This is a genomic window from Staphylococcus massiliensis (assembly GCF_043186315.1).
Lineage (GTDB): Bacteria > Bacillota > Bacilli > Staphylococcales > Staphylococcaceae > Staphylococcus > Staphylococcus massiliensis.
Map to the genome: position 1 here is coordinate 189,213 of NZ_CP171119.1, position 18,099 is coordinate 207,311.

The 18,099-nt window shown below is 36.3% G+C and carries 18 protein-coding genes; 8 read left to right on the forward strand and 10 right to left on the reverse strand.

The genetic code is table 11. The features are described from left to right. Positions 1–132: 132 nt before the first annotated feature. The 4 genes from ACF3N8_RS00860 to ACF3N8_RS00875 all read right to left on the reverse strand — a co-directional run bounded on the left by ACF3N8_RS00860 (position 133) and on the right by ACF3N8_RS00875 (position 4,045). A complete protein-coding gene (locus tag ACF3N8_RS00860; RefSeq protein WP_009384646.1) occupies positions 133–642 on the reverse strand; it encodes a YwhD family protein in 510 nt (169 codons plus the stop codon). Positions 643–704: 62 nt separating this feature from the next. After that, on the reverse strand, positions 705–2,003 hold the full coding sequence (locus ACF3N8_RS00865) for an HD domain-containing protein (RefSeq protein WP_009384651.1): 1,299 nt from the start codon (positions 2,001–2,003) through the stop codon (positions 705–707). Positions 2,004–2,031: 28 nt separating this feature from the next. Further along, positions 2,032–2,508, reverse strand: coding sequence for a GNAT family N-acetyltransferase (locus ACF3N8_RS00870; RefSeq protein ID WP_009384652.1), 477 nt, complete (start codon positions 2,506–2,508; stop codon positions 2,032–2,034). Between the two features lie 343 nt (positions 2,509–2,851). Beyond that, the gene (locus tag ACF3N8_RS00875) at positions 2,852–4,045 is read right to left on the reverse strand and encodes an amidohydrolase (RefSeq protein ID WP_392450064.1); all 1,194 of its coding nucleotides are present in this window, start codon (positions 4,043–4,045) and stop codon (positions 2,852–2,854) included. A gap of 152 nt (positions 4,046–4,197) precedes the next feature. Between ACF3N8_RS00875 and ACF3N8_RS00880 the strand changes: the two genes are divergently transcribed. Continuing rightward, positions 4,198–4,986 carry a threonine/serine exporter family protein gene (locus ACF3N8_RS00880; RefSeq protein ID WP_017176818.1) on the forward strand — a complete coding sequence of 263 codons (789 nt, stop codon included), beginning with the start codon at positions 4,198–4,200 and terminating at the stop codon, positions 4,984–4,986. Positions 4,987–5,077: 91 nt separating this feature from the next. Here ACF3N8_RS00880 and ACF3N8_RS00885 read toward each other — a convergent pair whose 3' ends face one another. Next, the gene (locus ACF3N8_RS00885) at positions 5,078–5,269 is read right to left on the reverse strand and encodes a hypothetical protein (protein WP_009384661.1); all 192 of its coding nucleotides are present in this window, start codon (positions 5,267–5,269) and stop codon (positions 5,078–5,080) included. Positions 5,270–5,570: 301 nt separating this feature from the next. On the opposite strand from ACF3N8_RS00885, the gene ACF3N8_RS00890 reads away from it, so the two are divergent. Continuing rightward, positions 5,571–6,314 carry a zinc ribbon domain-containing protein gene (locus ACF3N8_RS00890; RefSeq protein ID WP_238093901.1) on the forward strand — a complete coding sequence of 248 codons (744 nt, stop codon included), beginning with the start codon at positions 5,571–5,573 and terminating at the stop codon, positions 6,312–6,314. Continuing rightward, the gene (locus tag ACF3N8_RS00895; protein WP_238101928.1) at positions 6,314–7,720 is read left to right on the forward strand and encodes a zinc-ribbon domain-containing protein; all 1,407 of its coding nucleotides are present in this window, start codon (positions 6,314–6,316) and stop codon (positions 7,718–7,720) included. Before ACF3N8_RS00890 ends, ACF3N8_RS00895 begins: the two co-directional genes overlap by 1 nt. 53 nt (positions 7,721–7,773) lie before the next feature. Here the strand turns inward: ACF3N8_RS00895 and ACF3N8_RS00900 are convergent, their stop codons facing one another. The 3 genes from ACF3N8_RS00900 to pta form a co-directional block, all read right to left on the reverse strand. After that, the gene (locus ACF3N8_RS00900; RefSeq protein WP_009384672.1) at positions 7,774–8,118 is read right to left on the reverse strand and encodes a DUF1450 domain-containing protein; all 345 of its coding nucleotides are present in this window, start codon (positions 8,116–8,118) and stop codon (positions 7,774–7,776) included. 270 nt (positions 8,119–8,388) lie between these two features. Beyond that, complete coding sequence (locus tag ACF3N8_RS00905) at positions 8,389–9,228, reverse strand: biotin/lipoate A/B protein ligase family protein (protein ID WP_009384674.1); 840 nt, start codon at positions 9,226–9,228, stop codon at positions 8,389–8,391. Then, positions 9,228–10,217, reverse strand: a complete 990-nt coding sequence (gene pta / locus ACF3N8_RS00910; RefSeq protein WP_009384676.1) for a phosphate acetyltransferase — start codon at positions 10,215–10,217, stop codon at positions 9,228–9,230. The genes ACF3N8_RS00905 and pta overlap by 1 nt, the downstream gene beginning before the upstream one ends. Positions 10,218–10,383: 166 nt before the next feature. Between pta and hemQ the strand changes: the two genes are divergently transcribed. The 3 genes from hemQ (at position 10,384) to ACF3N8_RS00925 (ending at position 13,202) form a co-directional block, all read left to right on the forward strand. Beyond that, positions 10,384–11,148, forward strand: coding sequence for a hydrogen peroxide-dependent heme synthase (hemQ, locus tag ACF3N8_RS00915; RefSeq protein ID WP_009384679.1), 765 nt, complete (start codon positions 10,384–10,386; stop codon positions 11,146–11,148). Positions 11,149–11,494: 346 nt separating this feature from the next. Then, on the forward strand, positions 11,495–12,835 hold the full coding sequence (locus ACF3N8_RS00920) for an APC family permease (protein WP_392450066.1): 1,341 nt from the start codon (positions 11,495–11,497) through the stop codon (positions 12,833–12,835). Positions 12,836–12,944: 109 nt separating this feature from the next. Beyond that, positions 12,945–13,202 carry a hypothetical protein gene (locus ACF3N8_RS00925; protein WP_009384682.1) on the forward strand — a complete coding sequence of 86 codons (258 nt, stop codon included), beginning with the start codon at positions 12,945–12,947 and terminating at the stop codon, positions 13,200–13,202. Positions 13,203–13,762: 560 nt separating this feature from the next. On the opposite strand, the gene ACF3N8_RS00930 is transcribed toward ACF3N8_RS00925, so the two are convergent. Then, complete coding sequence (locus ACF3N8_RS00930) at positions 13,763–15,130, reverse strand: esterase/lipase family protein (RefSeq protein ID WP_392450068.1); 1,368 nt, start codon at positions 15,128–15,130, stop codon at positions 13,763–13,765. Positions 15,131–15,294: 164 nt separating this feature from the next. Between ACF3N8_RS00930 and ACF3N8_RS00935 the strand changes: the two genes are divergently transcribed. Then, positions 15,295–15,723, forward strand: coding sequence for a hypothetical protein (locus ACF3N8_RS00935; RefSeq protein WP_238101926.1), 429 nt, complete (start codon positions 15,295–15,297; stop codon positions 15,721–15,723). A gap of 308 nt (positions 15,724–16,031) precedes the next feature. After that, positions 16,032–16,493, forward strand: a complete 462-nt coding sequence (locus ACF3N8_RS00940) for a threonine/serine exporter family protein (protein WP_009384685.1) — start codon at positions 16,032–16,034, stop codon at positions 16,491–16,493. A gap of 75 nt (positions 16,494–16,568) precedes the next feature. Here the strand turns inward: ACF3N8_RS00940 and ACF3N8_RS00945 are convergent, their stop codons facing one another. Next, complete coding sequence (locus ACF3N8_RS00945; protein ID WP_009383886.1) at positions 16,569–18,047, reverse strand: APC family permease; 1,479 nt, start codon at positions 18,045–18,047, stop codon at positions 16,569–16,571. Positions 18,048–18,099: the final 52 nt, after the last annotated feature.

Sequence of the window (18,099 nt, forward strand, 5' to 3'; positions counted from 1 at the left end):
CCATTATAACATATACATCAAGTTACATAATATAGGTTTACGACCTTGTTCATTTCTCCCTTTGAAAAGCCCTTTCAAGAAGAAATAAGAGCCTAAGACTTCATTCAAAAATGTCTCAGACTCTTCTCTATATTATACATTTAAGGCATCTTTAAGTTCTTGCTCAGAATTCTCCCACATCTCTTTATTGTGATTCATTAAGAAGTCGCGAATAATCGCTTTATTTTCATCACCAATATGGTCTATCACGATTTTATGCTTCATAGATTTATCCATCATATTAACGTGTTCAGGCATACTCTTGTATCCACGTCTAATTTTCTTATTAACAAGTAAATAACAAGCTGTTAAACCTGCGTAGTAAGGGCCATTAGCACCACGTTCAGTTGTTACCCAACAAAGCCAATACGCTTTAGCTTCATCGCCTTCAACTGTTTCTTTATCTTTAATCCATTTAACACCTTTCTCGACTTCTGCTCTAGCGTGCATCGCACCAATGTCGATAAAAGCTTCTTTAGATTGCATATCTATAAATACAGGCGCTACGTTATCTAAACTAATAGAACCGATATTCGTACCTTTATGACCATCTAATGGGTCATTTTTAATAATATTAAATTTAAAACCTTTTTGTTCAGCCATCTCTACACCTCCACGAATTCATGTGTATCACAATTTTAGCATACCAATAATGACTTCAAAACTTAATTCAACTCATTTAATAAATTGATAATCGAGCCTTTAATATTTGGATCTTCTATATTTAATATCATCTCTTTTGGATAGTAAAGTTTGTAATCCTCACGATTGATACCCGTAATACTGGATATAATTAACGATTCATGACTAATTTCTCTTATATTTCCATTACGTTTAAGTAGATGAATCGGTTGACGGTTAGAACCTGGTCGATCATAATCATAAGGTAAATCTGAGAACGCATCACTTACGAAATAGTAATTTGAGTCAATACCACCCGCTTCAAATAATTCCTTAAGTTCTGAGATGGTGATAATTGAACCATCGAACGGTAGGTATTTAAATAAATCACGATTTACGAATCGTCTGGATAAGTCACTTAAGATGTCGTCTTCTTCATGAATCCACTGTTGTATATAATACATCACAACTGTTTCATCTAAATTCACGTATTGTTCGATTGTAATAGACTCTTCAAAGAATGGAATAAAATCTTTAGGAAACAATTTGAACTCATAACCATCTAAGTAAAGTTCCTTGGCACGTTTTAAACAATTATTAAGTAGAACCTCTCCACCGCGACTTACGGGATGAAAGTAAATTTGCCAATACATTTGATAACGGCTCATGATAAAGTTTTCGACCGCATGCATACCGCTTTCTTTAATCAGAACTTCGTCTTTAGATGGACGCATTAAACGTAAAATACGTTCCATATCAAACGTACCGTACGACACACCTGTAAAGTATGCATCTCTTTGAAGGTAATCCATACGGTCAGCGTCTATTTGAGAAGAGATCATCGAAATGACAAGTTTATTTTCGTGTGTTTTATTTATCACCTCTGCGACTTCTTTAGGAAAAGATTCTGACACACGACTTAACACAGCGTTGATTTCTGTATCTCCAGTAATGATTTCTTGCGTGAAAATTTCGTGATCCGTATTAAATATCTTTTCAAAGCAGTGCGAAAAAGGACCATGTCCTAAGTCGTGTAAAAGCGCAGCGCATAAAGCTAACGGGCGATCGCGATTGTCCCAAGTGTCATGCCCTACAAACGACTCATCTATCATTCGTCTCACAATTTCATATACGCCTAAGGAATGACCAAAACGGCTATGTTCAGCAGTATGGAACGAAAGATATAACGTCCCCAGTTGCTTAATACGACGTAAACGTTGAAATTCTTTCGTTTTTAATAGATCCCATATTAATTGATCGTTAACGTGAACGTAACGATGAATGGGATCTTTAAATACTTTTTCTTCTGAGAGTTTCTTAAAGGCATACGTATTTTGAGACAATGGTGCGCCTCCTTTTTCATTCAACATTCTATAGTTCCTTTTTAAATAAACCTAGGTTCATCTTCTCGCCATACATCACATGTTCATATTTACGTATAAGTTCAAAGCCTTTACGCTCATAATATTGAACAGCTTCATCGTTCATTATATCTACTTCAAGATAAACCGTGTCATATTGGTCTTTAAAATGCTTAAGACCTTCTTCGAGTAACTTAGTACCTGTACCCTTATGTTGTTTAGCAGGTCTCACGTAGTGCGCAGATAAATAAAGTTCTTTACCGTGGATAAAATTAGCAAAGCCTATGATATCTTCTTCATCTTCTGCAACTAAAAATAATTGATCATCTAAGCGTTTCGTTAAGTGAGTTTCATTATATGAAGCTGCGAGCAATTCATTTACTGTCTTTGCAGCATAAATATTAAGATACGTGTTATACCACGCTTTTGTTGCAACATCTCTAATTCCTACTACATCATTTTTCGTAGCTACTCTAACTTCAATCATGGATTTCTCTCCTCACTATCATTAATTTAACTGATATAACGCTTCCCATTATATCATAGTCTTTTAGTCTCAAACATTTATATGGCACAACATGAATCAATTTGATTTTATATTTAAACTAAATGTTTAAAAGCAGTATGAATATGTATGAATAAAGGTGTGCGGGTCCGGGACATAAGTCGTGAAATAGAGCATTTAAGTTTTATTTTATTCAATTCTCAAAACAGCTGACTCCTAGGGGAATAGCATGAGACCGGAGACTACAGGCTCCGGCCATGCCCCAGGAAAGCATGCTGTTTAAGAGAATTGTAGTATTATGTCCCAAACCCAAGACACTTGCCCTTTATTTAGTAAGACGACTTAATAATACATCTGTCACTGATTTAGCCGCTATAATAAATGCATCTTCATTTAGTTTCATTTTAGGGTGATGAAGCGAATACATTTCATCACTATTTTCAGGCATAGCACCTACGACAAAGAAATTACCTTTAAATTGAGTGAGATAATAACTAAAGTCTTCAGAACCAGTAATTTCACCTAAATCCACAATTTCTTTAAAGTATGTGCCTGCAGATTCATTTAGCGTTTCAATAATTTCTTTCATTTCTTGTTCACTATTATGAAGAACCGGATAATCATATTTATAATCAAGATCAGCTGTAACGCCAAATGACGTTTCAATACCTTCTACAATGCGTTTAATTTCGTTGTAAGCTGTTTCTTTAAGATCTTCATTCATGTAACGCACCGTACCACGAAGTGTTACCTCATCTTGAATCACGTTATAACCGCCTGGTGCATCGAAGGCACTAACTGTTACAACCATAGTTTCTAATGGATCAATACGTCTTGAAACTACTGTTTGTGCTTCCGTAACGAAATAAGCGCCTGCAACTAAAGCATCCTTCGCCTCTTGTGGTAAGGCCGCATGACCACCTTTACCTTTGATCGTTAAATCGAAATTAGATCGACCAGCAAATGTTGGTCCTGAATGGATAAATAATTTCCCTGTTTCAATTTGAGGGAAGTAATGAATACCATATATTTCATCTAAATCATCGATAGCACCTGACGCGATGATATCTCGTGCACCACCAGGTGGTACCTCTTCAGCATGTTGGTGAATGATTTTTACCGTACCTGGAAGTTGTGATTTCATTTCAATTAACGTTTCTGCCACAACCATTAAATAGGCTGTATGTGCGTCATGACCACATGCATGCATCACGCCATCATTTTTAGACTTGAACGGAACGTCTGATGCTTCTTTGATAGGTAAAGCGTCGAAATCAGCACGTAAACCAATCGTCTTACCTGGTTTGTCCCCTTTAATTTCAACTACAAGGCCATGTTGACCATTTAATTCATCATAAATCTTAACGTCTTTATCTTTGTAAAAGTCCTTGATATAAGCACTTGTTTCTTCTTCTTCAAAAGATAATTCAGGGTACTCATGAAGATGACGTCTAATTTCTTTTATTTTATCTTCTTTTTCGTCCAAACGCTTAAATAGTTCTTCTCTTAATTCGCGCATTAAAAACCCCCCTATTTATGCTTCGTATATATAATTATAGAGAAATAAGATACGAGTTTCTAACAATTGGTATTAACCTAAATTAATCTATCAGAAAATTCTCAACTATTGTACAATAGTATAACAATATACATTTAATTTAAGGTGAAGCTATGAATAATTATGAACATACAATAGATAATGTCCGTGAGTATGTATCACATGATGAAGAAATGATTAAAGACGTCATTCTACTTGCTGGGCGTATTTTACTTGAATCCGGTGCTGAGGGTACTAGAGTTGAAGACACGATGTCTCGCATTGCATCTACGCTTGGCTATGCATCAAGTAATAGTTTTGTTACGAACACTGTAATCACGTTCCATTTACATAAGAAAACGTATCCACGTGTATATCGTATTAAACAACGTGATACCAATTTACTTAAAATATCTCAAACAAATACTATTTCACGTAAGATCGCTGAACATAAAATCACTTTAGAAGAAGCAAAAGAAGCTTTAGAGCATATTTATAACAATACGAGAGACTATAACTTGTTATATAAGACGCTTGCTTCAGGTGTAATTGCGTTAAGTTTTCTCTACTTACAAGGTGGTTCAATGGTCGATTTAGTAGCGACTATTATAGCTGGAGCACTCGGTTTCTTCGTTACTGAATCATCCTCTAAAATTTTAGACACTCAATTCATTTCTGAGTTTTGTGGATCCGTTGTTATCGCATTGTGTGCGGTCATCAGTCATTATTTCTTTCCTGAAGGCTCCATAGCAGTCATCATTATTGCTGCCGTCATGCCGATTGTACCTGGTGTCCTCATTACCAACGCAATTCAAGATTTGTTCGGTGGCCACATGTTAATGTTCGCCACAAAATCACTTGAAGCACTTGCGACCTCATTTGCTATTGGCGCAGGTGTTGCCACCGTTTTAATCCTTTCATAATGGTATACGTATACAATCGTCTGATTACTTCAAAAAAAGGACTGAATATCCAAACCTATTAGTTTGGGTACTCAGTCCTGTTTATATTGATTTAAAAGAAAGGCACACTCTCGCTCGCTTTTAAAATATCTTCTGTTCTAAAATATTGTTTCCCTTGTCCTGTGTAACATGGTTCTAAAATTAAGTTTCGCTTTACTGCATATAACCAGTTAGGGTCAATGCCTGAATTTAATACTTCTTGAAATTCTTGGAATTCAGCAGACCAATCTAATTTCAATTCCATATTCTGTCACCTCAAAGATATTATAGAACATACGTTCCGTAAAATCAAGACTATGAATTTCTTCTATTAATCCTTAAACCCTCTTTAAAAGTAATATAAATTTACAAAATCTTTACATTATTATTTTACTTAAAAAGTATTTATACATAACAAAACTTGATGTATTATTTAATTGATAGCCATAATCAAATTATAGTTATTATTAGAAACTGCATCATTTTATTATATAATTATACGATAATTTTACATATTTCACCGTGTAGTTTCTTTTTATTTCATTAGTTATTGGAGGAGTTATCTTATGTTATGTCCATCGTGTGGACGCGAAGTCCACGAATCAGATTCATTTTGCGGCGAATGTGGTCATAAATTAAAAGACACTAACGTCTCAAACAACAGTAATAATGATAACAACCAAGTCAGTCACCGTTTCAGTCATATCGTTACTGAAAGTAAATCTTTCTTTAAACAAGCTTTTACATCACACGACCAAACAATTCGTGACGCAAAGCCATTCTCATTCCCATTATTGGGCGCGTTATTTGGCTTAGGCGTTATCGTCATTGCTTTATTATTCTTAATCATGATTCCTAATGAAGTTAGCTATTTTAGCACCTCTAAAGGAAGCATCGTTATCAGACTCATACTAGTTGCTACGATCTTACTTGCAATACTGGTTGGTCTCATTTTTGGTTTAACAAAGCTAGGATCTAAACACCCTATTTCTTTTCAAAAAGTACTCTCAGATTACATGCTCGTTAATACAATAACGTTAGCTATTTTCGTAATAAGTGTATTCTGTTTCATCTTAGGTATCTATAGTCTAGCTGGATTCGGCGTCTTATTATCGCTTATTTTATTTAACACTTCAGCTATTTATTTAATCACGAAATACACATCTCATGGAATGACACGCTTTTCGTCATTTTATCTCATTATTATTTTCATTGTAATTGAGTTAATTTGTCTTGCCTTCCTTGGTGAATCAGTAATGAATCAAGTTGCTGAAAACTTCCTTAATCAAATTATGGGAGGTGGCTTTTAATGAAATTTTGTAGACAATGCGGTGCGAAATTACGCGAAGGCACCAAAGTATGTACGAACTGTGGTGCGAAAATTACAGCGTCTCATGAAGCATCTCAATCAAAGCAACAAAATGATACAACACAAACTTCAAACCAACCGTCTCGAAATCAAACACCTAAAAAGCCAATGTCTAAAAAGACTAAAATTATCATTGGTGCTATCGCTGCCTTACTTATCTTATTATTAATTGCTTATTTAATCGCTAAAAGTCAGCTTTCGCCCGAAAAACAAGCAGATCAAATTGCTTCAGATATTAGAAACAATGATGCGAAATCGTTATCACAACATGTTACTAAAAATAGCGAGGATTTATCTGAAACTGAAGCTACAGCATACTTAGAATACATTGATCACGCTAGTAACCGTGATACTGTCGCAGACCACATTAAAAATAAAAGTCAATCATTGGATAAATCTTTTACGAGTAATTCAGTATCAGCTGACAACGAAACAATTATGAATATTGATAAAAACGGTAAAAAGTTTTTATTATTCCCAAATTATGAGTTCGACATACCGACTAAAACAAACTATATTAGACCAGAAACAGACGGTGAATTAGAATATAAGTTTAACGGTAAAAAGAAACAGGTTACTCTAGTAGAAGAAGATGAAAAAGAACTTGGCGAATTTGCTTTAGGTAATTATCATATTAAAGCTAAGAAGAAAATTGGAGACAAAACTTTAGATGGCGCCATTGATATCGACATGACAGATGAAACTGATTTAGCTACGGAATCTTTCAAACAAAAACGCTTTACTGTCAGCGTTGATGGTGGGTACTCATTAGAAGATATCAAAGTATACGTCAATAAAAAGGCGTACGATGAAAATGACACATATGACAAGACATTTGGTCCATTTACACCTGATGAAAAAGTAAGTGTTTATGCTGAAGGTAAAATTGAAGACAAGACCTTTAAGTCAAATACTGTAGAAGTCAAATCACCAACCGATGACGATGAACTCGAAGACATTAAATTAAAATTTGACGATAAAGCCATAGATGCATACGAAGATAAAAAATTAGATGAAGAACTTCAAGAAACAATGGATGATAGCGATAATGCTTCAGATTCTGAGGAAGATTCCTCTGATTCTAAGGAAGATACTTCTAAGTCTGAAGATGGTAGTTCTGAATCAACTGAAACAGTTACGCGTGAGAACGTCATTGATATTGTAGAAGACTACGAAGGTAGCCAATTAGATACGGATACTTATACGTACAAAGAGCCAGAAAAACTAGATGAAGGTGGCTGGGGCTTTTCTTTCACAGATAAAGATGGCAACTTAGCTGGTTCTTATAAAATATCAGACGACGGCGTTGTAACTAAGTACGACGAAAACGGAGAAGAAACATTTTAAATATAAAAAGGGCTCTTAGACATTACGAATGTCCTAGAGCCCTTTTTTTTAAGTTACGCATTGGTTTTCTTACGTTTCGCTAATTTTTCTTTAAGCTTTCTATCTTGCTCTTCTTTACGACGTTTACGTTCTTCATTACGTTTTCTTAAACGCTCTTCCTCTTCAGGATCCCTTGGTTTTTGAAGCTGCTTTTGTACTTTCTCCATAAGTTCGTCCTCATCTTTAGCAGCAAGTGGGCGGTTGTTTACGAATGTAAAAGTCTTTCTACGACCTGGTCCACAATATGACATGCAACCAATCTCAACTTCTGCATCTGGATCTAATTTCTTTAATTTTCTAAGAACAGATTTTAAATTTACGGCCTGACAATCATCGCAAACTTGAAATTTATTTTTCACGTTCAACCCACCTTTCGTAAAATTTTCACTTCAACTATTTTACGCTTTTTAGGAAAAATTTCAATACCATAATTTGTGAACTTTAAAATTAAAAGAAGCTAGGACATAAAACTACAATTCCCTTAAACAGCATGCTTTCCTGGGGCATGGCCGGAGCCTGTAGTCTCCGGTCTCATGCTATTCCCCTAGGAGTCAGCTGTTTTGAGAATTGTAGGAAATAAAGCTTAATTGCTCTATTTAACGACTTATGTCCCAGCCTCTTATCTACAATTAATATTCGATTTGTTCGTTTATTTTTTGGTTACGTTTAATCATACGATCAAAATAATATTGGAAACGTTCGAATTCTGTTTCTGATAATTCGCGTGTGGTTAAGTGACCACCTAAAGCTTTTATAGCATGTAATAACTTAAACATGACGTCTTGAACGGTTATTTGTTGATTTAATAAACTTTCTAAAGATGCCATACAATCAGGTTCAATTTCAGGATATTTAAACTTTGTCGTTTCGCCTTTTAAAGCTATCTCATAAAACTTTCGCATCATTTCAGCACGTTCACTACCCGAACCTTCAACACATAGATAAATTTGAACAGCAATACCACCTTTAACACGGCGTTGAGAGATACCGGCAAACTTTTGCCCATCAATACTTAAGTCAAATTTACCCGGACAATATGAGTGTTCGATTTCAACAGTGTCGATATGCACATTTTCATCTTCGAACATTGCGTCGATTAAAATGTACATTAGTGTAAACGCGTCATCAATTTTAATTTCAGTCTTACCTTTAAAGATGAGTGAAATATTAAGGATACCTTGATCTAGCACAACACCTAGTCCACCTGAATTACGTACAATAGCGTTATAACCCACTTCGTCAGTCAGATACTTAATACCATCTGTTAAATAAGGTAGGCGTGAATCGTGAATACCTAGTATCACAGTATGTTGATGAATCCAAGTGCGTACGACATTCTCAGATTGTTCCTTTCCAACACTTTCTGAAAATGTATCATCATATGCGAATGACTCCATTGGTCGTAAACCTGTTGTATGATCGACGTATCGCCAGTTTACATCTTTAAAATAACGTTCAATTAAATCCATTATTGTAATGATTGAGCAGCTGTGATGATTGCTAAGTTATAAACATCTTCTGTAGAACAGCCACGTGATAAATCGTTTACAGGTGCATTTAAACCTTGTAATACAGGTCCAACTGCATCATAACCGCCTAAACGTTGTGCAATTTTATAACCAATGTTACCTGCTTCTAAGCTAGGGAATACGAATACATTTGCGTCTCCTTGGATTTTAGCATCCGGTGCTTTTTTCTGTGCAACTTCAGGAACGATAGCTGCGTCGAATTGGAATTCACCATCTACAACAACATCTGATAGTGATTCAGATTCGATTTTTTCTTGAGCCATCTTAACTGCTTCAGCAACTTTTTCAGTGTCATCAGATTGCGCTGAACCTTTAGTTGAGAAACTTAACATAGCAACGCGTGGTGACATACCGAAGCTTTGAGCTGATTTAGCACTTTCAACAGCGATCTCAGCTAAGCCTTGAGCATCTAATTCAGGGTTGATTGCACAGTCACCAAAGATATATTGTTTATCTTCTTTAATCATGAAGAAGATACCAGACGTTCTTTGAACACCAGGCTTTGTTTTGATGATTTGTAATGCAGGGCGTACAGTATCAGCAGTAGAGTGCGCAGCACCACTTACTAAACCGTCAGCTTCGCCTGCGTAAACAAGCATTGTACCGAAGTAGTTCACGTTGTTTAATTGTTCTTCAGCTTGTTCTTGAGTCGCTTTACCTTTACGACGCTCAACGAATTTTTCAACTAAGTCAGCTTTTGAGCCGCTTGTTTCAGGGTGGATAATTTCAATTCCTTCAGTTTCAACGTTGATTTCTTCGGCTAAAGATTTAATTTTAGCGATGTCACCTAATAAGATAGGTTCTACATAGTCAGTTGCTTTTAATTTAGCAGCCGCTTCTAATACACGCTTATCTTCACCTTCAGGTAATACGATTCTAACGTTTTTGCCAGATAATTTTTCTTGTAATACATCTAATAAACTAGACATAATGGCCTCCTCATATTTATATACATTATTTCCAACATTATTTTACATCAAAATGACCTTTTTTGCCATGACACTAAATCGTTAAATCTTTAGTACTGTTTCAATCCTTTCAATATGATAATATTTAGGGTGTATCGAGATTTACTTTTCAAAAAGGAGCGATAATATGAGTGAAGCAGCACAAACTCTAGAAGGTTGGTATAGTTTACATTTATTCTATGCCATCGACTATACAACATTACGTTTAGTTCCAAATGAAGAACGTGAAGAAATGGTAAACGAATTCACTACATTTTTAGATAAATTAAATTCTGCACGTGAAGAAAAACGTGGTGACCATGTCGTTTATAATATTACAGGTCATAAAGCAGACGTATTATTATGGTTCTTACGTCCTGAAATGAAAGAATTAAATGCTATTGAGAACGACATTAATAAACTACGCATCGCTGATTACTTAATTCCAACTTATTCTTATGTATCAGTGATCGAGTTAAGTAACTATTTAGCAAAAGACTCTGACGAAGATCCTTACGAAAATCCTCACATTAAAGCACGTTTATATCCTGAATTACCAAATGCTGAGTACATTTGTTTCTATCCAATGGATAAACGCCGTAATGAAACTTACAACTGGTATATGCTTTCAATGGAAGAACGTCAGAAATTAATGTATGCACACGGTATGATTGGTCGTAAATACGCTGGTAAGATCAAGCAATTCATCACAGGTTCAGTAGGCTTTGATGACTTTGAATGGGGCGTAACATTATTTGCTGACGATGTCGTACAATTCAAGAAAATTGTATACGAAATGAGATTCGATGAAACTACTGCACGTTATGGAGACTTCGGTAGTTTCTACGTAGGTCATAAATTAGCGAACGAAGACTTCCAAGAATTCTTCAAGATGGAGTCTGAAGCTGAATAATTGTGCTTAAATCTTTTGAATCTTAATCTATTTTTTATGGCAAAGGTCCTTTAGCCGAATGCCATTAATGTTATTCTAATTATGATTTAAGGAGGCTGACATTTTTAATGTCGAGCCTCTTTTTTAGGGCTTTTCAAGGTGGGGAAACTGCTAACTTTAACCCTTCTCCCTCATGAAAAGCACTAACGTGATAAGATAATTACGCAATTATAATGTAGCAATAATTTATAACTTATAATTACAACACGGCTTGTGAAAAGCATGTTATAGTAATCTTGTTGTACATATAAAAAAGAATAATTACTAAGGAGGTCATAGTATCGAATCTCAGTCTAACAACAAAACGTTGAAGCCTTCGATTGGCTTGTTCTCGGCAATTATGATCATTGTGGGAACGATTATAGGTTCTGGTGTATTCGTGAAACCAGCTACAGTACTGAGTTATGCCGGTACAAGTAACTTAGCGATTCTTGCATGGGTTATCGGGGGATTAATTACCCTTGCATCAGGTCTTACGATTGCAGAACTTGGTTCTCAAATCACGCGTACTGGCGGACTTTATGCATATATTAAAGATATTTATGGGCCTTTCTGGGGCTTCTTGACGGGCTATGCGTTAACCGTGCTTTATGGCCCTGCAATTATTGTGTCTTTAATCTTGTTCTTAGGTATCTTGATTTCGAATTTCTTTAATTTAGGTTCGTTCTTTATTGTGCCTATTGGAAGTGCCATCTTCTTGTTCCTCTTAATCGTGAATATTATAGGGACGAAGTATGCGAATCAAGTTCAGAACCTCACTACTTTCGCGAAGTTGATTCCAATTTTAGCGATTGTTGTGTTCGGCTTAATCTTTGGTGATTCGCAAATTTTTGGCGAAGATGCGACGAAGATCATTGAAAATAAAGACGGTACGATTAACTTCAGTCGTGCGGTGTTAGCTTGTTTATTCGCGTATGACGGTTGGATTCTTTTAACGACAATGTCTGGTGAAATGAAGAAACCGCAACGTGATTTACCTGTAGCCATGTTCGCGGGACTTATGATTACGACAGCTTGTTACTTACTGATTAATATAGCAGTATTCCATATCTTCCCTGCTTCTACGATTCTCGAGCACGGTAATAACGTGAGTGCTGAAGCGGCGAAAGTGTTGTTCGGCGACATTGGCGGTAAGATCGTCAACATTGGTTTAATCGTGTCTATCATCGGTACGTTAAATGGTAAAGTGATGACCTTCCCACGTATTCCATTTGCGATGGCAAATGATCGCTTGTTGCCAGCTTCAAACCAAGTTAAATATATTAGTGATCGCTTCGAAACGCCGGTTGGTGCGCATATTACAATGACGATTTTAACAATCATTATCCTTGTATTATGCATGTTATTCCCTAATATTTTCGACGCAGATTTCTTATCAGAAATTACAATATTTATTATTTATTTCTTCTATATCGCTGCGTTCGTTGGTGTCTTTATCATGCGTAAGAAGAATAAAGGTCAGAAACGTGCCTACTCGGTGCCGTTTTACCCAATCTTACCGATACTCGCGATTCTAGGTGGCTTATTTATTATCGTTAATACTTTAGTCAGTGATTTATTAGGTGCCGTGCTCGCATTAATCGGTTTAGCAATCGGTGCACCAATTTATTACTTCCTTCTGAAAAGCAATCAAAGGAAACGCTCTTAATTTGTAACGTCAGTAGGACTTATATTGAAAACATTTCTTTTTGTGAAAAGGTGTGATTGAAAGCGTATGTGCTTTCAGTCACGCCTTTAATTCTAAAGGAGTTGGTACAGTGCTAAGTAACGTGCTTTACGGCGTATTAACAGTTGTATTTATAGTGCTCATGGTAGTCGGTATGAAAAAAGATTGGTCCTTACGTACGACACTTTTACTCATTTGTTTGTATTGTTTCGGGCAATTTTTAATCTTTTGGCTTGTAGACGGGTTAAGTATTGGTAAAGCATTGTTCGAATCAATGGGTACAATGGCCTTTGCGATAATCGCTGGTGTTGTAGTCATCATTGTTGCATTGGTTAAGAACAGGAAGTAAGCGTGCATGGTAGCGGAAGTGCTATTTTAGGGGCTCGAGCGGTATTATATTTATTTTCTTTCGCATAACAGCTCCGTTATGCGATTGTTTTTATTTTCTTTCGCGTAACAGCTCCGTTATGCGATTGTTTTTATTTTCTTTCGCGTAACGGCTCCGTTATGCGATTGTTTTATTTTTCTTTCGCGTAACGGCTCCGTTATGCGATTGTTTTTATTTTCTTTCGCATAACGGGAAATGCCCCTTGTTACATTGTTTACTTCAGTCTTTGTATTATGGATTCCTTGTTACATTGTTTGACTCAGTCTTTGTAACATGGCTTCCTTGTTACATTGTTTGACTCAGTCTATGTAACATGGCGCCCTTGTTACATTGTTTACCTCAATCTTTGTAATATGGCGCCCTTGTTACATTGTTTACTACACTCTTTGTAACAAGGACCCCTATCAACATTATTTATCTCTATCTTTATAACTATAGTTCCAATACAATTCTTAGTTTATAAAAAAGGTGAATGCCGGCCAGGGCATTCACCTTCATTTTCAAAGGGAGAAATGATTAAATTACTTAGATTGCATATCTTGTTCGACTTTAACGGTATATTTAGCAAGGTTGGTATAGAATGTTTCGAGTTCTTCTGATGTACGGTTCTTGTCTTTGTAATCACGACCTACGAAATCTGTATGATCCCAATCGTGCTTGGTAGGTGTAGCTTGCCATACCCCCGGTTTAGGTGCATCTGTGAATTGCGCTTGTTCATGAGGCTGACCTTCTGGGTAATGCTCGGAAATAGTTGAAACGATGCCATCGTTTTCGCGCCAAGCTTTATCTTCGGTCTCACCAATAATGTTTGAAGACAGAATGTAAGAATCAAGCATACTCATATCTGGACGATGTTTACCTAAAGGACCTTCGTGTGAGGCTTCTCCTGCAAAAGAACGGTAATAGACGTTAGGATTGATTGGCGTTTGTTGATTAATTTTTGCCGCACCTTCACGTGTTAAGTCATATAAAGCAGTGTCTTTAGATGTCCAAATAGCACTGTCTTTAACTCGGTTAGAGTACTCTATATAACTTTCACCTTCGCGTTGCTCTAATCCAAAATGTTCTAAACCAAAGTCAGCACCGTTTTGAGTAGTGTTCTGATTCTTCGCACGATCGTACAAAATGCGCGTGATAAAGTCAGAATTATTCGCTACATCTGAAGCTGGTGATCCGTTATGCGGTGCTACTAAAGTTTGCATAGATGCGACCATATCATTATGACCACCTTCGTATAAAGGACTCATCTCGCCACCGTGCTTCTTGTGATATTCAATTTCTTCTTGAGATCCATTGCGCAGTGTTGCTTCTAGAAGTCGCATCGTTTGGCCACCCATACTATGTCCGACAAAGTGTACCTTTTGGCCTGGTTTCCAATCCTTTAAGACACCTTCGTATGTTTTACCAAAACGTTTGTGACCGTGCTTTTTTGAATGGGCAGCACCATAATCAACCGTGCCACCTTTTAAGTAGTAATATAATTCAGCCGCACGTTCATGGTTACTACTATACGCCCCGACGCTTGCTTGATGCACATCATAACCTTTTTGAGTTAAGTTTTCTTGAACATTGACGCGTTTGCCGCCCCAATAATTATCTGGATAACCTGAAGGGATATTTTCACCGACGAAACTGTTATAACCGTGTACAAATACGATTGGATATTGGTTTTTAAATTCAGTGCCTTGCGTGTTATGTTGATGATCGGCATCTTGGAGCCCTAACGCATCACGCGTCTGATCTGAAGTTTCAATAGTACGTTGGTTAAAGGAACTTGTTGTTTCTGCTTGAGCGTAGTTCATATTCATAGTTGCGAAACTGCTTACGGCTATCAAGCTTGATAAACTAATGGCGAGTGTTTGAGATACACGTTTTCTTTTTTTATACATATATTTTCTCCTCTAATTTGATTACGAGATGAAAATATCACTTTAAGTTTGATTTAATATTAAGTTTATAATAAAATACCATAAATTTTTAGGAAATGAGACATATCATTTTTGAAGTATGTTACATATGGAATAAGGTTATGTTTAAGAAGGAGATGATGTAGATGACTGCACAATCAAGACGAAGAAAGGAATGGCGCCAAGTCATCTTATTTGTAGTATTATTACTAGCCTGTGCGTTCTTTGATAATGTTTCAGACTTTTGGTCTCAACTCGCGCTGTATATATTCCTTACGGTGATTTTCGTATATATCGCTATAGCTTCGTACAGGGATTATAAAGCTAAGAAAGCAAAAATAAATGATAGCGGTACTTACTATTTTAGCCCTCTTGGAGATCTGCGTTACGTGTACCTTAATGGTTTCGTCGCTCAATTATCAATTACTTCAATTTTCGTTATTTTGATTTCCTTTCGATCAAAGGCATGGCTTATCATTTTTCCAATCATTTTAGGCACGATATTACTCATATTCGAGCATTACTTCGATAAACGATCTGACGTGAGACAGCAACTCGAACGCCTTGATTCATAAAAAATATAGCCGTCTTCGCGAGACGGCTATACATGTCATATTCAGGAAAACTTTCATACAGCTACTTTAATGTCAGATTTAAATCCCACTACTAGAAAAAAATCGACATACTTATTTTATCACACACTAATAACAATCAAAACTAAAATTTTTAAAAATTATATTATTTCACACTTTGTTGTAAATTGACATCTTCACTAACTTAAAAACTACTCAACCGCTTCCAACATTTCCCTACTTTTTACCTAGACAACTTTCAAAAAGTTTTAGATAATATATAGAACAACTTAAAGAATGGTAGGAATATTATGTTCTGGTTACTACATTTATTATTCAGTTTCTTATCGTCATTTTTCTTTGCGGTTATCTTTGACGCCCCTAAACGCTTATTTGTGTCAGCAGGGATAGTTGGCAGTTGCGGATGGATGGTCTTCGAAGTACTTAATTATCACTATAGTATGAATGCCATTTACGCTTCTATGTTCGGAAGCTTGATTTTAGGCATCGTTAGCCACTTAATGGCACGTTTTCATAAAGAACCCGTTATCATATTCATGGTACCGGGCATCATCCCACTCGTACCAGGTGGGGTTGCTTTTGATGCGACAAAGAATTTAATTATCTTAAACTATGGAAAAGCCATGAACTTAATGTTCGAGGTTACTTTAGTGGCCGGTGCGATCGCAGTCGGTCTACTCTTTGCCGACCAGTTATCGAAATTTTTAATTTCTAAACCTAAGCGGAAAAGCCACGACAAGCGACCTGTTTAATTTAAGTAAAATCTTAAGCAAAAAAACAAGCGGATTTAAGCCTCCTTCAAGGCTCAAATCCGCTTTTTCAAAAGATTATTTACGAGACGTATCGTCGCCTACAAGTGACTTTAAGTCTTCTTCTTTACGATTTAAAATGAGTCGGCTTAGCTCGTCTTTATTCATCTTCTTAAGTTTCGGTAAACGAATAAAGAAGAAGATAAGACCAAGTAGCGTCCATGCACCTAGTGCGATAAATGACGGCATTGATAGTACTGCCGGTGAGAACGGCACGAGTAATAAACATAAAAATATGAATGACATGATTGAACCGATTATCGCAAATGTCTTATAAACTGGTGCGTACGTATTACTTTCCTTGTTGTAACTAAATAGTTTAGCTGCAGCAAGACACGTAATTAAGTAACCGACTGAAACACCTGTAGATGACATATCAACAATCCATGTCAGTGCATTACGGCCTAACCATGGTGCGATCATTGAAACAAGTACTAAGAAGATAATCGCAACATAAGGTGTTTTGTATTTACGGTGTAGTTTACTAAATACAGTCGGCATAATGCCAGAACGTCCCATTGAAAAGAGTAAACGACTTGAACTCATTAAAAATCCATTGAGTCCAGTGAAGATACCCATTATGATGGCTAAAGCTAAAATGCCTAGGCCAACCATACCAAATGCGTCTTTAGTAACTGTACCTGTTAACCATAAATTACCGTTCAAGTTACCGCTCTTATTTTCAAGCCAGCCGGTATATAAAAGCATTAATACATACGTCAATGCGGCAGCAAGTAAACTATAAACGATAAGTTTGAAAGTCTTGTTTGGTTTAAAGTCGAATTCTTCAGCAGTTTGTGGAATGTTGTCGAAACCAACAAATGCCCATGGTGCGATTGCAACAATTGCAATGATTGACTGGAACCAACCTTTATCAGGATTACTTAAAGGTTGTAAACTTGATACGTCGAAATTCGGTGCAAAGAATGAACCTAAGAACATTAAAATGACAACGATAACCATCGCGATACAGAAGTAATATTGTAATGTTCCGGACACGCTCGCACCTTTAATTGCAATTAACATAAACACGAGCAATAGCACTGTAGCAAGTATGATTTCAGTGATGTATACATCCCATCCAGCAATGCTATATAGTTTTCCGGTTTGAAGTACACTTGGGAAAATAAATTTAATTAATAAGCTGAATGCGGTGGCGTTTAAGGCAACCACACAGACATACCCAAATGTGATAAACCAAGCTGAAAAGAAACTGACGTAACGTCCGAATCCTAAGAAACTAAAAGCAAATGCCCCGCCAGAAACTGGGAATCTTTCAACGAGTGCGCCATAACTAACTGCAATTAATATCATTAGTAAAGCACCAATAATGATCCCAATTGACGTTGCTATGGGGCCTGATGATTTAATCCAATCACCAGGTAAAATAAATGACCCCCAACCGATACATGAACCATAAGCGATTGCCCATACAAAACGCTCTGATAAAGTTTGTTGGAGGTCTCCTCTATTTACCTTTTTATCTTTATGCCTCATAGATATTCACCTCATGAGACATTATACCCGTATTTGAGAATATTGGAACAGT

What these genes read in the sequence shown, in the direction of transcription:
- hemQ (WP_009384679.1), top strand. Translation starts at nt 10,384, where the DNA reads ATGAGTGAAGCAGCACAAACTCTAGAAGGTTGGTATAGTTTACATTTA.
- ACF3N8_RS00890 (WP_238093901.1), top strand. Translation starts at nt 5,571, where the DNA reads ATGTTATGTCCATCGTGTGGACGCGAAGTCCACGAATCAGATTCATTT.
- ACF3N8_RS00940 (WP_009384685.1), top strand. Translation starts at nt 16,032, where the DNA reads ATGTTCTGGTTACTACATTTATTATTCAGTTTCTTATCGTCATTTTTC.
- ACF3N8_RS00930 (WP_392450068.1), bottom strand. Translation starts at nt 15,130, where the DNA reads ATGTATAAAAAAAGAAAACGTGTATCTCAAACACTCGCCATTAGTTTA.
- ACF3N8_RS00860 (WP_009384646.1), bottom strand. Translation starts at nt 642, where the DNA reads ATGGCTGAACAAAAAGGTTTTAAATTTAATATTATTAAAAATGACCCA.
- ACF3N8_RS00935 (WP_238101926.1), top strand. Translation starts at nt 15,295, where the DNA reads ATGACTGCACAATCAAGACGAAGAAAGGAATGGCGCCAAGTCATCTTA.
- ACF3N8_RS00895 (WP_238101928.1), top strand. Translation starts at nt 6,314, where the DNA reads ATGAAATTTTGTAGACAATGCGGTGCGAAATTACGCGAAGGCACCAAA.
- ACF3N8_RS00945 (WP_009383886.1), bottom strand. Translation starts at nt 18,047, where the DNA reads ATGAGGCATAAAGATAAAAAGGTAAATAGAGGAGACCTCCAACAAACT.
- pta (WP_009384676.1), bottom strand. Translation starts at nt 10,217, where the DNA reads ATGTCTAGTTTATTAGATGTATTACAAGAAAAATTATCTGGCAAAAAC.
- ACF3N8_RS00885 (WP_009384661.1), bottom strand. Translation starts at nt 5,269, where the DNA reads ATGGAATTGAAATTAGATTGGTCTGCTGAATTCCAAGAATTTCAAGAA.
- ACF3N8_RS00905 (WP_009384674.1), bottom strand. Translation starts at nt 9,228, where the DNA reads ATGGATTTAATTGAACGTTATTTTAAAGATGTAAACTGGCGATACGTC.
- ACF3N8_RS00870 (WP_009384652.1), bottom strand. Translation starts at nt 2,508, where the DNA reads ATGATTGAAGTTAGAGTAGCTACGAAAAATGATGTAGTAGGAATTAGA.
- ACF3N8_RS00875 (WP_392450064.1), bottom strand. Translation starts at nt 4,045, where the DNA reads ATGCGCGAATTAAGAGAAGAACTATTTAAGCGTTTGGACGAAAAAGAA.
- ACF3N8_RS00880 (WP_017176818.1), top strand. Translation starts at nt 4,198, where the DNA reads ATGAATAATTATGAACATACAATAGATAATGTCCGTGAGTATGTATCA.